Source organism: Tardiphaga alba, from assembly GCF_018279705.1.
GTDB lineage: Bacteria > Pseudomonadota > Alphaproteobacteria > Rhizobiales > Xanthobacteraceae > Tardiphaga > Tardiphaga alba.
In genome coordinates this window covers 4,190,272-4,203,915 of the sequence record NZ_CP036498.1, presented here as the reverse complement: position 1 = coordinate 4,203,915, position 13,644 = coordinate 4,190,272, and the positions used below count along the sequence as shown (strand labels likewise).

Genomic DNA, 13,644 nt, shown 5'->3' with positions numbered 1-13,644 from the left:
GGTTGCGGCCAAGTTCCTCATTTCATTCGGGAAAACGCCGCCTTGCGAGACTTCGCGCGAACACAGGTTAAGATCTCGAATCCAGTCCCCCAGAGGTTGATTCAGGATCTTCAGAGATTGAATCGGAAAGTGAAGACATGAGCGGCTCCGGCACCGATCGCAGCAAGACCCTGAGCGATCTCGTGGGCCCCGTGGTCATTCTGGTCGAGCCGCAGCTCGGCGAGAATATCGGCACCGCCGCGCGCGCCATGGGCAATTTCGGCCTGACCCGCCTGCGCCTGGTCAAGCCGCGCGACGGCTGGCCCAATGTCCACGCCCAGCGCGCCGCCTCCGGCGCCGACCATGTCCTGAACGCCGTCGAATTGTTCGACACCGTGGAAGAAGCCGTCGCCGACTGCACCCTCCTTTATGCCACCACCGCCCGCGCCCATGACCAGGCCAAGCCGGTGATGGCCCCGGACGCCGCCGCCAGCGAGACCATCGCCCATATCAAGACGGGCGCCACCGCCGGCATCCTGTTCGGCCGCGAGCGCTATGGCCTGCAGAACGAGGAGGTGGCGCTGGCCAACCGGATCATGACCTTCCCGGTCAATCCCGGCTTCTCCTCGCTGAACCTCGCCCAGGCGGTGCTCCTGTGCGGCTATGAATGGTTCAAGCAGGCGACCGCCAACGCGCTGCCTTACACCATGCCCGAGCGCTCCGAGCGTGCATCGCAGCATCAGATGACGGCCTTCTTCGACAACCTCGTCGCCGAACTCGACAAGGTCGAGTTCCTGCGCCCGCCGGAGAAGCGCGACACCATGCTGGTGAACCTGCGCAACATCTTTACCCGCATGGAGCCGTCCAAGCAGGACATGCACACGCTGCACGGCGTGGTGATGGCCATCGCCGAGGGCCGCAAGGGCCCGGCCAAGGGCGGCGTGCTCGACGGCGAACAGGCCACGCGCCTGCGCGCGCTGCTGGCCGAACACGGCGGCAAGGCGAAGGAGCATGAGAGCGGCACCGTCCGCGGCCTCGCCCGCATGCTCCGCCGCAACCCCACCGATGCCGAGCGGATTTTGTGGGAGCATCTGCGCGCCGACCGCCGCTTCGCCGGCCAGTTCAAGCGCCAGACCCCGGTCGGCCGCCACATCCCGGATTTCGTCAGTTTCCCCGAGCGCATCGCGGTGGAGCTGGTGAACCCCGACGAAACCGAGGTGATCGTCGCCGATCGCGCCTCCCGCCAGACCTGGCTGGAGGAGCGCGGCTATCGCGTCTGCGCGATCCGTGCGGATGACGTGACGCGGGATATCGCGCCGGAGCTGGACCGGCTGGCGATGCTGCTGGACAGCGGGATGCCGGGGCAGGGCTGATCAGGAAACGGGTGGCGGGTTCTGCGACGGCCCCGTAGCCCGGATGAAGCGCAGCGCAATCCGGGGACCGGCGGACATGCCGAGGCTCTGATTCCCGGATTACGCTTCGCTTCATCCGGGCTACGATAACGGCGATCAGCCGCGACCAACGCGGCGGCCGCAACACAGGGAGCCACCCATGACCCTTTCCCCCGCCGAGAAGCACGCCAATTTCCGCAAGCTCCACGCCGCCGGCTGCTTCGTCCTCCCCAATCCCTGGGATGTCGGCTCGGCGCGCTATCTCGCGCATTGCGGCTTCAAGGCGCTGGCCTCCACCTCGGCCGGTTATGCCTGGTCCACCGGCCGCCCCGACAACAAGGTCACGGCCGACGATGTCATCGAACATCTCGTCCAGCTCTCCGCCGCCACCGACTTGCCGGTGAATGCCGATTTCGAGAACGGCTTTGCCGATGACCCCGCCGGCGTCGCCGCGCATGTCGCCCGCGCCGCGGCCAGCGGCATCTCCGGCCTGTCCATCGAGAATTCCACCGGCCGCGCGGACGCGCCGCTCTATGACGACATGCTGGCGGTGGAGCGTATCAAGGCCGCCCGCGCCGCCATCGACGGCGTCGATCCCGCCATCATGCTGGTGGCGCGCTGCGAGGGATATCTCCATGGCGAGCGCGACCTGAAGAAGACCACCGCGCGGCTGGTCGCCTTTGCCGAGGCCGGCGCCGATTGCCTCTATGCGCCCGGCGTCGCCTCGGATGAGGAGATCACCACGCTGGTGAAAGCGCTGGGCGGCAAGCCGCTCAACGTGCTCACCGTGCAGCCGACCATGACCGTCCAGCATCTGGCCTCGCTCGGCGTGCGTCGAATCTCGGTCGGCGGCGCACTGGCGCGTGTGGCCTGGGCCGGGTTCATTGGGGCGGCGCAGGAGATTGCCGGGCAGGGGACGTTTACGAGCTTTGCCAATGGCGCGAAGGGCGGGGAGTTGAATAAGTTGTTTGGAAGCTAGCCGTAGAGATCTGTAGCCCGCATGAGCGTAGCGACATGCGGGGCGATGTTTTGATCCGCCCGGCCTTCCCGCATATCGCTGCGCTCATGCGGGCTACGCTCTGCGGCCATCCGCCCGTTGCGTCACGGCTTGGCGAGCAGCGCTCATCATGATAAGAACAAAATAAGAACTTTCGCCATCCGATTGTGATCATCCCAGAACTGGGATATTGTCATGCGCAGGCATCTTGCGACCGGTGAGAGGCCGCTCGACTGGGTCGGCTCATCTAAAGACGACTTTTGCGCCTTCCCGTTGCCGGTGCAGCGGGACATCGGCAACGCGCTCGGTCTGGCCCAGTTCGGCGGTAAGCATCCGCGCGCCAAGCCGTGGAAGGGCGAGGGGCCCGGTGTGTTCGAGGTGGTCGATGACTATGACGGCGACACCTACCGGGCGGTCTATACCGTGCGCTTTCGGCATGCGGTTTATGTGCTGCACGCGTTTCAGAAAAAGTCGCCGCGCGGCATCAGGACAGCGCGCAACGATATCGAACTCATTGCGCGGCGGTTGAAGCTTGCGCGACAGGATGACGAGGCCCGTCATGGCAAGAGCGAGCGCTGACAAAAGCAATGCAGCCGACATTACACGCGGCAGCGGCAACGTGTTCGCGGATCTGGGCTTGCCCGATGCCGAGGAGCGGCAGACGAAGCTCAGGCTCGCTTACGCGCTGAATACGGTGATCGATCGGGCACGGCTGAGCCAGGCAACCGCCGCCATTCGGCTCGGGCTGAACCAGCCCAAGGTCTCGGCGCTGCGCAACTACAAACTGGAGGGGTTTTCCGTGGAGCGGCTGATGACGCTGCTCAACGCGCTTGATCAGGACGTTGAGATCGTCATCCGCAAAAAGCCGCGCTCGCGCGTTGCTGCCCGGATCAGCGTCATCGCGGCGTGAGTGATAAGCTGAAGTCTGCTGCTTTAGATTTGACAAAGAGAATGGCGAATCAAGATGGCACATCGACCGTTCAGTGTTGTCCAGCCGACATGCATGGTGGCCGAGATGTACGTATATGTAAGCTTCGATGTACGTTTTGGTAAACGAAAAGAACGTCTTAATTTGCGTGTTCGCGAAGAGTTCTGAGATTCACGCCGTGAACTTAAAAAATTGCTCTCAACTCGGTCAGAATTGGCGCTGAACACGGTTTGGACTCTTGCCAAGGTCTGCAATATCCCGCCCAATATCTAAGTCGCCCCGAAAGAACTGCTCTTCGAGATTGAATGGAGAGCTATGTCATGCGCGAACCTCCCAAATTTGAGGTCAGATTTATTGGGTTGATCGTTTCGGCGGAAGGCGGGGCGGGCATTGTAGCCGCGGTGCTAGTTGTGTTTGGTGTGTTCTTTCTTCTAGGGCGGTAGATGTTCCATTTCGGGCAAGGTCTATCAAGCCCCCGCGCTGTTTGCCGGCCTGCGCAGCTATAACATCCGCCACAGCCGCAATCATAGTCGTGAAGCACCAGTTGGGCACCCCGTTCACGTCATCTTTTATCGTCTACAAAGCGCTGGTGAGATCATCGAGGTCGTCAGGGTGCTGCATGAGCGGATGCTGCCGACGCGGCGTGTGGGTGGCTGACACGGGTGCCGGAACGCTTCACGCAGAAGGTATTCGAGCATTTTGTCCTGCAAAACGAGAGTTTGGGAATCCAAGCGATTCGTTTATGCATGGCGGAACGCGACCCTGTGATCGGGTCCACGGGGGCAGCATGAAGGAAATCAAAGCGTTCGTTGGGCACAGCTTTACGCCGGCGGACGAAGGTGTTGTGCGAAAGTTTACCGATTACTTCGACGCACTATCTCGATCACATCCGCAATTCAGTTGGGAGCACGCTGAAAGCGCCGAACCGCGAATTCTTACGGAAAAAGTGCTCCGCATTATCTCTGATAAGAACACCTTTATCGGAATTTGTACTCGCAAAGAACAGGTTACGCAGCCTTCAAATTTTCTCGGACTGTTGCTCCGCCCCGACCACTGGAAAATTAGAAAAGACGCCGTCGCGTGGAAGACGTCGGATTGGATCATTCAAGAAATCGGTCTGGCAATCGGGAAGGGGCTCAACGTTATTCTCCTGGTTGAAGAGGGCATACGCGACCCGGGCGGACTACAAGGGGATATTGAGTACATTCCATTTCGGCGAGAAACGCCTGAGCAGTCGTTCGGAAAAATACTACAGATGCTAACGGCGCTCTCGCCAAAGACACCCAGTTTGTTGCCCGCAGTATCTGAAGACCTATCTCAAAAGGACCCAGAACCATCCGACCAAGAAAGTTCAAAGAGCAAGGAGCCTCCGGACACAACTTGGGACCGAGAAACCTATGAGATGGCTGCTTTCATCGCTATACGGAACGATGACAATGAACGCCTGACTGATTTGAGCGCCGCATACCGCGGCAGCTCCGTCTTTTCTGAATCGAGTGATGTGGTCGCATGGGACATATTAGTCGAATTTTTCCGACTGCGAGTAGGCAAAGGTGGAAAGCTGGAGCGCCTGAGAGAACTTGTTGATCGGTATCCCAGCAGCGAAGCGTCGAGATATCTAGGGATTGTCTATTCGGGTTTCGACCAGCACGAACAGAGTGCGGACGCATTCTTGAATGCGGCTAAGGCAGCCAAGAGCGTCGAGCAGAAAGCAGTGCTCATAAGTAAAGGGATCAAGCAGCTTTCAAAAGGTAAACAACTTCCACGATTGCAAGAGCAGCTCTCTGAACTTCGGAGCCTCGCGCTACAAGATGTGTCCGCCGAGGGCGTTCTTCTCACATCTCTTGCAGATTTGGCTGAGGATCAGCAGGATCACAAAGCTCAATTAGCGCTGCTCGAACGGCTTATTGAAATCCAGCCTGATAATCACGAGGCTCGCTTTAACCTTGCATACAAACACGGTGAGCAATCGGAGAATGGTTTGGCGGCCTACCACTATTCGCTCATTCCTGAGGCGGAACGATCATCGACGGCGTGGAACAATTTAGGTGCTGCTTTGGACCAAGCAAAAATGCCCGTACGGGCGGTTCAAGCCTACACAGTAGCATCAGGGATGGGCGATACGCTTGCTATGAGCAACTTAGGATACAAGCTCATGAATGCAGGGTTCGTGACGGAAGCGAAAGCCGAGTGCGAGAAAGCGACAGACTTCAAAGAACCCCATAAGAACGTCGGACAATTAATGACGGCTCTGCAAGCAACGCCAGAGCAGGAAAGCGAGATTGCGAAGGAGCTATTTGAAGCTGCAAAGCGGCGGGTTGTGTTCCTTCAACAGATTGGCGCTGCCGCAGCCTCTGAAGAACCGGCGGAGCTCGCAGCCACTTGGCAAGGCCCCGACTGCTCCCTTCAACTATCCCGAACTGGCCAGAGCCTCCGGATCGCGGGAACGTACGAGCGCAAGAATCCCTTTGGAAGCTTGGGTCTCCTGGGAATGTCGCCATCTGCTCCGGAAGTGAAAAGTCGTTACAGCGTCGCGTATGTCGGGACGATTAAGGGGCGAGCTCTATTCGGAGAATTTCACCGGGCTAGGGATGGAGGGGCCGCCTTGTTTGATCCTGCGAATACTCAGCAAGCTCTGATGTTCTTCAGCGTAGACGGAAGCGAGATTTTCGTTATGCGCGACGCTGACAGCGATAGTCCAACCTATGAGCGGTTACGGAGAATACAGTTGGTGACCTGACAATATCCACCGAAGACGAATTTCGACCCGGTACATTTAAGTGGGGCAAAGGGATTGATACACTGATGCCCTGATAAAGAGACAATCAATTTACTTCCTCCTTCTCGGCCCCCTCGCTATGCGCGGTCGCAGCGCCGGATGATCCTCCGGCGGCGTGTGCGCGTCTTCCAGCAGGGCCATCGCTTCCTCGGGATGTGCTCGATATTGACGCCGCCCCAGCGCAGGTCCTTCAGCGCCCTTCGCGATCGCGGCGTCGCGGTCGAGCCAGTCCTGGCCGGTGCGCGCGCGGGGCTCGGGATGGCGGCGCGGGCGGCGGCTGCCCATCGCCATCAGGCGCGCCACCTTGAACGCCTCCATGGCCTTGATCAGCCGCTCGTAGTCCACCGTGGGGCTGGCCCACAGCTCATTGACGCAGCGCTCGGCCACCTCCTGCAGTTTCACGCCCAGCATGCGCAGTTTGAGCCGGCGGCCGGCGCGGGCGGTCGGCACCGTGTCGGTGGCGCGGGCCGCAAAGGGATGGCGCTTCCAGCCGAATTCGCGGGCCCAGCGGCCGACGGTGCCGTGGGTCGCGCCGGTGCGCTGCGCGATCTGCTTGTAGCTCAGCGTCGTCTCCTCGATCAGCCGGCGCGTCGTGGCCACCGTGGCATTGGTGTGCAGCCGCTTGGAGCCCTTCGGGCGGTCGGGAATGGGCGGCTGGCCGTCGTCGTCCACATCAGGCCGGATCCGCAGGCGCAGCACCGGCTCCTCGGAGGCGTCGTGGACGCGGTGCCAGTTGTTGAAGAGAGGATTGAGGGGATGTGCCATGAAGGGGACTATATGCCTATTCGCGGAGGTTGCAAGAGGCGGAGCGGGTTGCATCGCAGCAACGAATTTGCGCGACGCGCGCGGATGAAATCGCGACACTCCGTGTTTCCAACCAGACAACAAAAATTGGGGGAAACACATGCGTTCACTGACACTCGCGGCCGTGCTGGCCGCAGGCTTCGCCATGCCTGCTTTCGCGCAGGCGCCGCAGATGGAGAAGAACATCTCCATGGGCCTCGCCATGGCCATCATGCAGGGCACGATCGATCAATGCACCAAGGATGGCTACAAGGTCTCGGTCACCATCGTCGATAAGGCCGGCAATGTGGCCGGGCAGATCCGCGGTGACGGCACCAATCCGCATACGATGGAATTCAGCCGGCTCAAGGCCTGGACCTCGCGCACCCGCGGCCAGACCTCGCTGGAATTCATGAAGCTCGTGGCCGATCCCGCCAATGCCTATCTGAAGCAGATCCCCAATGTGGTCGCCGTCGGCGGCGGCGTGCCGATCAAGGCAGGGAATGAAGTGATCGGCGCCGTCGGCGTCTCCGGCGCGCCGGGCGGCGAGAAGGATGAAGTGTGCGCGGTGGCGGGGATTGCGAAGGTGGAGGCGGCGCTGAAGTAGGGCGCAGGCCTGTAGCCTGCATGGAGCGCAGCGTAATGCAGGGACCGGCGCTATGTTGATACGCCGGTCCCCGGATTGCGCTGCGCTCCATCCGGGCTACGGCTTCGCCTCGATCCCCAGCACCTTCATCCGCGACGCCAGCGTTGTCGGCTTCATGTCGAGCAGTTCGGCCGCGCCATGGCGGCCGAACACTTTTCCGGATGTGGCGGCAAGCGCCGCGAGGATGTTGCTGCGCTCGTGATCGCGCAGCTCGCCGGATGTCATCACCGCCGGCCGTGTCTCGGTCCTGGCGCGGGCGCCGGTGGCGGCTTGCGGGCCGGCGCTGTCGGGCAGGTCGATCCGTAATCTCCCATGCTGCGCGAGAATCACCGCGCGCTCGATCACGTTCTGCAGCTCGCGCACATTACCCGGCCAATCATAGCGCGACAGTTTTCGCGCATCGCCTTCGGAGAGGCGCAGGTCCGAATTCAATTTCTCGCTGAGCAGGAAGTGTTGCGCCAGCAGCGGAATGTCCTCGCGGCGATCGCGCAGCGGCACGGACTCCACGGGAAACACGTTGAGCCGGAAATACAAATCCTCGCGGAATTTTCCGCGTGCCACTTCCTGTTTGAGGTTGCAATTGGTGGCGGCGATGACGCGGACATCGACGTCACGGGTGCGCTCCTCGCCGACGCGTTCGAAATTGCCTTCCTGCAGCACGCGGAGCAGCTTGCCCTGCAGCTCCAGCGGGATTTCGCCGACCTCGTCGAGGAACAGCGTGCCGCCATCGGCCAGTTCGAAACGGCCGATGCGGTCGCGCACCGCACCGGTGAAGGCGCCGCGCACATGGCCGAAGAATTCGCTCTCGAAGAGTTCGCGCGGGATGGCGGCGCAGTTCACGCGGATCAGCGGGCGGTCGCGGCGGCTGGAGGCTTCGTGGATAGCGCGCGCGATCAGCTCCTTGCCGGTGCCGCTCTCGCCGGTGATCAGCACGGCGGCGGTGGTGGGCGCCACGAGCTTGACCTGCCTTAGCGTCTTCTGAATCGCCGCCGACTGCCCGATGATGCCGCGTGGATTGGTCTCGATGCGGATTTCCTCCTGCAGATAGGCGTTTTCGAGTTCGAGCCGTTCGCGCAGGCGATCGACTTCGGCGAGGGCCGCATGCAGTTTCTCATCCGCCTCGCGGCGCTGGCTGACATCGCGAAACACGATCACGGCGCCCACCACCATGTGGCGGTCGCGGATCGGCGTCGATGTGTATTCGACCCAGACCGGCGTGCCGTCTTTGCGCCAGAACACCTCGTTGTCGATCTTGTGCACGGCGCCGTCGCGGAAGGCGGCATAGATCGGGCAGTCGTGATCGTGATAGTGGCTGCCATCGGCGTGGCTGTGATGCATGATGGCGTGGATCTCGCGGCCGACCAGCTCCTCCGCCGTCCAGCCCAGCATGCGTTCGGCGGCAGGATTGACGAAGGTCGCCTTGCCCTCGGCATTGACGCCGTAGATGCCTTCACCGGCGGCGCGCAGGATCAGCTGGTTTTCTCTTTCAATATCTTGAAAGACACGTTCAACGCGTTGCCACGCGGCGATGCCGCCATGCATGTAGTCTTCCGCATCGGCATCGACATGGCGGCGGCGGCGTTCTTCGAGATCGCTCATGGTGAGCGTCACCAGCGTGCGCCCGCCGACTTCCAGCAGCGCGCCGGCATATTCGAGTTGCAGCGCCTGGCCCGTCGCATGGCGCGGGGTGAGCGTGCGGGTGAAATAGCTGCCCTTGGCGAGGACGGCTTGCGTGAACACGATGAGGGCAGGGAGCTGCCCCTTATGCAGCGCGCTGATCTTGATCTCGCGCAGGGTCATGCGGTCATAGCCGAGCAGCGAACAGGCTGCGAGATTGCCATCGATAATCTGGTCGCTGTGCGGATCGAGCAGCAAGGTTGGCTCGATGGCGTAATCGAAGGCGATCAGGCGCAGATCGGGCTCGCGCAGCGGCGCATCCATGGTTGACTCCGAGATTTCGTAGTCGTGCTACGAAATCTCGTGTAGCACGAAATCTCGTGATTTCCAATCAGATGCGAAAACGCCTGCGGCACTTGGACTTCTCAGCGTGGCCGCGGCTGGCACACTCCTTGAATACTCCTCGGGAGCATCACCGGAGGAGTCACATGTCCACATTCGACAATCCGTTCGACCCCAATCGCCGCCTGGGCCGCTGCAGCTGCGGACAGCACGACAGCGACGCCGCCCATGAGGCTTCGTTGCAGCTGCAATGCGATGCCTCCGAGAGCGCGGAGAAACGCTACGAGGGCGTGGTCGCTTCCGCCGTGATGCGTCAGCTGTTTCCGCAGCAGGCCACCCGCCGCGCCTTCCTCACATCGGTGGGCGCGTCCTCGGCGCTGGCGGCGCTGTCGCAGTTCTTCCCGATCAAGACGGCCACTGAAGTCTTCGCGCAGGGCGCGGGCAAACTTGAGAAGACCGAGCTCAAGGTCGGCTTCATTCCGATCACCTGCGCGACGCCAATCATCATGGCGGATCCGCTCGGCTTCTATCAGAAGCAGGGGCTGAAGGTGGAGGTGGTGAAGACCGCCGGCTGGGCCGTCATTCGCGACAAGACCATCAACAAGGAATATGACGCCGCGCATATGCTGGCGCCGATGCCGATCGCGATCTCATTGGGGCTTGGCTCGCAGCCGATCCCGTTCACGGTGCCGGCGATCGAGAACATCAACGGGCAGGGCATCACGCTCGCCATGAAGCACAAGGACAAGCGCGATCCGAAGGACTGGAAGGGCTTCAAGATCGCCGTCCCGTTCGACTATTCGATGCACAACTATCTCTTGCGCTACTATCTCGCCGAACACGGCATCGATCCCGATGCGGATATCCAGATCCGCTCGGTGCCGCCGCCGGAGATGGTCGCGAACCTGCGCGCCGACAATATCGATGGCTTCCTCGCGCCGGATAATATCTGCCAGCGCGCGATCTATGACGGCGTCGGCTTCATGCATATCCTGTCGAAGGAAATCTGGGACGGGCATCCGTGTTGTTCGTTCGCCGCCAGCCGCGAGTTTATCACCACTGCGCCAAATTCCTTTGCCGCGCTGACGCGCGCCATCGTCGATGCCACGGCCTATGCCTCGAAGGCGGAGAACCGCAAGTCGATCGCGGAAGCGATTGCGCCCGCCGCCTATCTCAACGCGCCGCCGGTGGTGCTGGAGCAGGTGCTCACCGGCACCTATGCGGACGGGCTCGGCGGCATCAAGACCGATCCCAAGCGCGTCGATTTCGATCCGTTCCCCTGGCAGAGCTTTGCGGTGTGGATGATGACCCAGATGAAACGCTGGGGCCAGATCAAGGGCGACGTCGACTACAAGGGCGTGGCCGAGCAAATCTATCTCGCGACGGACACCGCGAAGGTGATGAAGGAGATGGGGCTGACACCGCCGACCACCAGCTACAAGTCTTTCGCGGTGATGGGCAAGACCTTCGATCCGACCAAGCCGGATGACTATGTGGCGAGCTTCAAGATCAAGAAGGCGTCGTGACGTGATGATGTCGGTGTTGTTCTTCACCTCCCCCTGCAGGGGGGAGGTCGACGATACGCAGTATCGGCGGGTGGGGGTGGCGGAGCGTGCGTCACCCCACCCCGGCCGCTGCGCAGCCGACCCTCCCCCTGCAGGGGAGGGTGGAGACCAGCGATGACAAAATCCCTTCGTTTTCGCGCGGCCGTCGTGTCGCTCGCGATCTTTCTCGCCTTCATCGGCGTCTGGCATCTCGCCACGCGGCAGACCGCTGCGACCACCACCATGTCGCCGGAATACGCAAAGCTCATGGGCATCACTGCGACCCAGGGTAAATCCGCGATGCCCGGTCCGCTCGATGTTGGCGCAAAACTCTGGGAACATCTCAAGCGGCCGTTCTATGACAACGGGCCGAACGACAAGGGCCTCGGCATCCAGCTCGCTTATTCCATCGGCCGCGTCGGGCTGGGCTATCTCATCGCCGTGCTGGTCGCGATCCCGCTCGGCTTTCTCATCGGCATGTCACCGCTGATGAACAAGGCGCTCGATCCCTTCATCCAGGTGCTCAAGCCGATCTCGCCTTTGGCCTGGATGCCGCTCGCGCTCTACACGATCAAGGATTCCTCGCTGTCCGCGATTTTCGTGATCTTCATCTGCTCGGTCTGGCCGATGCTGTTGAACACGGCGTTCGGCGTGGCGTCCGTGCGCAAGGAATGGGTGAATGTCGCGCGCACGCTGGAAGTCGGCACCTTCCGCCGCGCCTTCACCGTGATCCTGCCGGCGGCCGCGCCCACCATCCTCACCGGCATGCGCATTTCCATCGGTATCGCCTGGCTCGTCATCGTCGCCGCCGAGATGCTCGTGGGTGGCACCGGCATCGGTTACTTCGTCTGGAACGAATGGAATAATTTGTCGATCACCAATGTGATCATCGCGATCCTGATGATCGGGCTGGTCGGCATGCTGCTCGATCAGATCCTCGCGCGTTTCACCCGCCTCGTGACGTTTCCGGAGTGAAGATGATGCGATTTGAAATGTCAGCTAGCGCCCATTTCTTCACCTCCCCTGCAGGGGGAGGTCGCCGCGATCAGGCGCGCGGCAGCGCGCGTGAGTGCGGCGGGTGGGGGTGAATGCGCCACCCCACCCCGATCGGCCTGCGGCCGCTCGACCCTCCCCCTGCAGGGGAGGGTGCAACCATGACCGCCAGGTTCATTTCCATCGAAGGCATCGCCAGGCGCTATCCGCAGCCGGCGGGCGGCACCACCACGATTTTCGAGGATCTCTGGCTATCCCTGGCGCCCGGCGAATTCGGCTGCATCATCGGCCATTCCGGCTGCGGCAAGACTACGGTGCTCAACATTCTCGCCGGGCTCGACGAGCCCAGTGAGGGCACCGTGATCGTCGATGGCCAGGCGATCTCCGGCACCAGCCTCGACCGCGCGGTGATCTTCCAGAGCCACGCGCTGCTGCCGTGGATGACCGTCATGGGCAACATCGCCTATGCGGTCTCGTCGAAATGGCGCAAATGGGACAAGGCAAAGATCCGGACACACGCGCAGACCTTCATCGACAAGGTCGGCCTTACAGGCTCTGAGCACAAACGGCCGTCCGAGCTCTCTGGCGGCATGAAACAGCGTGTCGGCATCGCGCGCGCGCTGTCGATCACGCCGAAGATCATGCTGATGGACGAGCCGTTTTCGGCGCTGGACGCGCTGACCCGCGGCACGCTGCAGGATGAGGTCCGCCGCGTCACGCTGGAGACCGGGCAGACGACGTTCATGATCACCCATGACGTCGACGAGGCGATGTATCTCGCCGACAAGATCTTTCTGATGACCAACGGCCCCGGCGCGGTGCTGGCGGAGATCGTCGAGAACCCGCTGCCGAAGGACCGTGCCCGCATCGATCTGCACAAGCACCCGCATTACTACGCGCTGCGCAACCACATCATCGATTTCCTGGTGACGCGCAGCAAGACGTTTACCGCCACCACGCCGGACCACGATCCGCGCAACGTCCCCGTGGTGCGGCCCACATTCACCGAGGCGCCAACGATGCCGTCTCTTCACAGCGCTGCGCGCTGATCATCTGCAAAGGAGAAGACCATGCTGCGATCCGACCTCACCGAAAAGCTGCTCGACATCAAGCGCGAGAAGGAATGGAGCTGGAAATATATCTGCGGCAAGATCGGCGGCTATTCCGATGTGCTGATCGTCGGCGCCATTCTCGGCAACATGAAGCTGACAAAACCGCAGGCGGCCAATGCGGGCGAACTGTTCGGCCTCACCAAGGCCGAGACCGCGATGCTCAACGAAATCCCGATGCGCGCCGAAACCATGCAGATGCCGCCGCAGGACCCGCTGATCTATCGCTTCTATGAGATGGTGATGGTGAACGGCCCGGCCTGGAAGATGCTGATCGAGGAAGAATTCGGCGACGGCATCATGTCGGCCATCGATTTCGACTTCGATTTCGAGCGCGTGGCAAACCCCAAGGGCGACCGCGTGAAGATCACGATGAGCGGAAAATTCCTGCCGTATAAATATTACGGCGCGAGCGGGAACGTGCCGGAATATGGGTTCAAGGAGGAGTGAGGGCGTAGGGCGACGGTTGATGATCGTGCGTCATGGCCGGGCTTGTCCCGGCCATTTCCATCTCGCCTGCTAAATTTGGCTTGTAT

Annotated in this window: 13 protein-coding genes; 11 read left to right on the top strand and 2 right to left on the bottom strand. The window is 61.6% G+C overall.

Annotated features, from left to right (window positions below; all coding sequences use genetic code 11):
• Window positions 1–137 precede the first annotated feature (137 nt).
• The 6 genes from RPMA_RS20180 to RPMA_RS20155 all read left to right on the top strand — a co-directional run bounded on the left by RPMA_RS20180 (window position 138) and on the right by RPMA_RS20155 (window position 6,035).
• Complete coding sequence (locus RPMA_RS20180; protein WP_211909451.1) at window positions 138–1,352, top strand: TrmJ/YjtD family RNA methyltransferase; 1,215 nt, start codon at window positions 138–140, stop codon at window positions 1,350–1,352.
• 178 nt (window positions 1,353–1,530) lie between these two features.
• Complete coding sequence (locus RPMA_RS20175) at window positions 1,531–2,349, top strand: isocitrate lyase/PEP mutase family protein (RefSeq protein WP_211909450.1); 819 nt, start codon at window positions 1,531–1,533, stop codon at window positions 2,347–2,349.
• 213 nt (window positions 2,350–2,562) lie between these two features.
• Window positions 2,563–2,946 (top strand): type II toxin-antitoxin system RelE/ParE family toxin, encoded by a 384-nt coding sequence (locus RPMA_RS20170; RefSeq protein WP_211909449.1) that lies wholly within the window; start codon window positions 2,563–2,565, stop codon window positions 2,944–2,946.
• A 40-nt stretch (window positions 2,947–2,986) separates the two neighbouring features.
• Complete coding sequence (locus RPMA_RS20165) at window positions 2,987–3,277, top strand: helix-turn-helix domain-containing protein (RefSeq protein WP_249225316.1); 291 nt, start codon at window positions 2,987–2,989, stop codon at window positions 3,275–3,277.
• A 468-nt stretch (window positions 3,278–3,745) separates the two neighbouring features.
• Window positions 3,746–3,952 (top strand): type II toxin-antitoxin system RelE/ParE family toxin, encoded by a 207-nt coding sequence (locus RPMA_RS28595; protein WP_211913746.1) that lies wholly within the window; start codon window positions 3,746–3,748, stop codon window positions 3,950–3,952.
• Between the two features lie 130 nt (window positions 3,953–4,082).
• Window positions 4,083–6,035 carry a tetratricopeptide repeat protein gene (locus RPMA_RS20155; RefSeq protein ID WP_211909448.1) on the top strand — a complete coding sequence of 651 codons (1,953 nt, stop codon included), beginning with the start codon at window positions 4,083–4,085 and terminating at the stop codon, window positions 6,033–6,035.
• A gap of 90 nt (window positions 6,036–6,125) precedes the next feature.
• Here the strand turns inward: RPMA_RS20155 and RPMA_RS20150 are convergent, their stop codons facing one another.
• A complete protein-coding gene (locus RPMA_RS20150) occupies window positions 6,126–6,839 on the bottom strand; it encodes a hypothetical protein (RefSeq protein WP_211909447.1) in 714 nt (237 codons plus the stop codon).
• A 139-nt stretch (window positions 6,840–6,978) separates the two neighbouring features.
• On the opposite strand from RPMA_RS20150, the gene RPMA_RS20145 reads away from it, so the two are divergent.
• Window positions 6,979–7,464: a GlcG/HbpS family heme-binding protein gene (locus tag RPMA_RS20145; RefSeq protein WP_211909446.1), complete on the top strand. Its 486-nt coding sequence runs from the start codon at window positions 6,979–6,981 to the stop codon at window positions 7,462–7,464.
• A 96-nt stretch (window positions 7,465–7,560) separates the two neighbouring features.
• Here RPMA_RS20145 and RPMA_RS20140 read toward each other — a convergent pair whose 3' ends face one another.
• Window positions 7,561–9,444 carry a sigma 54-interacting transcriptional regulator gene (locus tag RPMA_RS20140; RefSeq protein WP_211909445.1) on the bottom strand — a complete coding sequence of 628 codons (1,884 nt, stop codon included), beginning with the start codon at window positions 9,442–9,444 and terminating at the stop codon, window positions 7,561–7,563.
• A gap of 164 nt (window positions 9,445–9,608) precedes the next feature.
• Between RPMA_RS20140 and RPMA_RS20135 the strand changes: the two genes are divergently transcribed.
• The 4 genes from RPMA_RS20135 to cynS all read left to right on the top strand — a co-directional run bounded on the left by RPMA_RS20135 (window position 9,609) and on the right by cynS (window position 13,558).
• Window positions 9,609–10,988 (top strand): CmpA/NrtA family ABC transporter substrate-binding protein, encoded by a 1,380-nt coding sequence (locus tag RPMA_RS20135; RefSeq protein ID WP_211909444.1) that lies wholly within the window; start codon window positions 9,609–9,611, stop codon window positions 10,986–10,988.
• Between the two features lie 153 nt (window positions 10,989–11,141).
• Entirely contained in the window at window positions 11,142–11,981 is an 840-nt protein-coding gene (gene ntrB / locus RPMA_RS20130) for a nitrate ABC transporter permease (RefSeq protein WP_211909443.1), read from the top strand.
• A gap of 179 nt (window positions 11,982–12,160) precedes the next feature.
• Entirely contained in the window at window positions 12,161–13,048 is an 888-nt protein-coding gene (locus RPMA_RS20125; RefSeq protein ID WP_211909442.1) for an ABC transporter ATP-binding protein, read from the top strand.
• Between the two features lie 21 nt (window positions 13,049–13,069).
• The gene (gene cynS, locus RPMA_RS20120; protein ID WP_211909441.1) at window positions 13,070–13,558 is read left to right on the top strand and encodes a cyanase; all 489 of its coding nucleotides are present in this window, start codon (window positions 13,070–13,072) and stop codon (window positions 13,556–13,558) included.
• The last annotated feature ends 86 nt before the right edge of the window (window positions 13,559–13,644 follow it).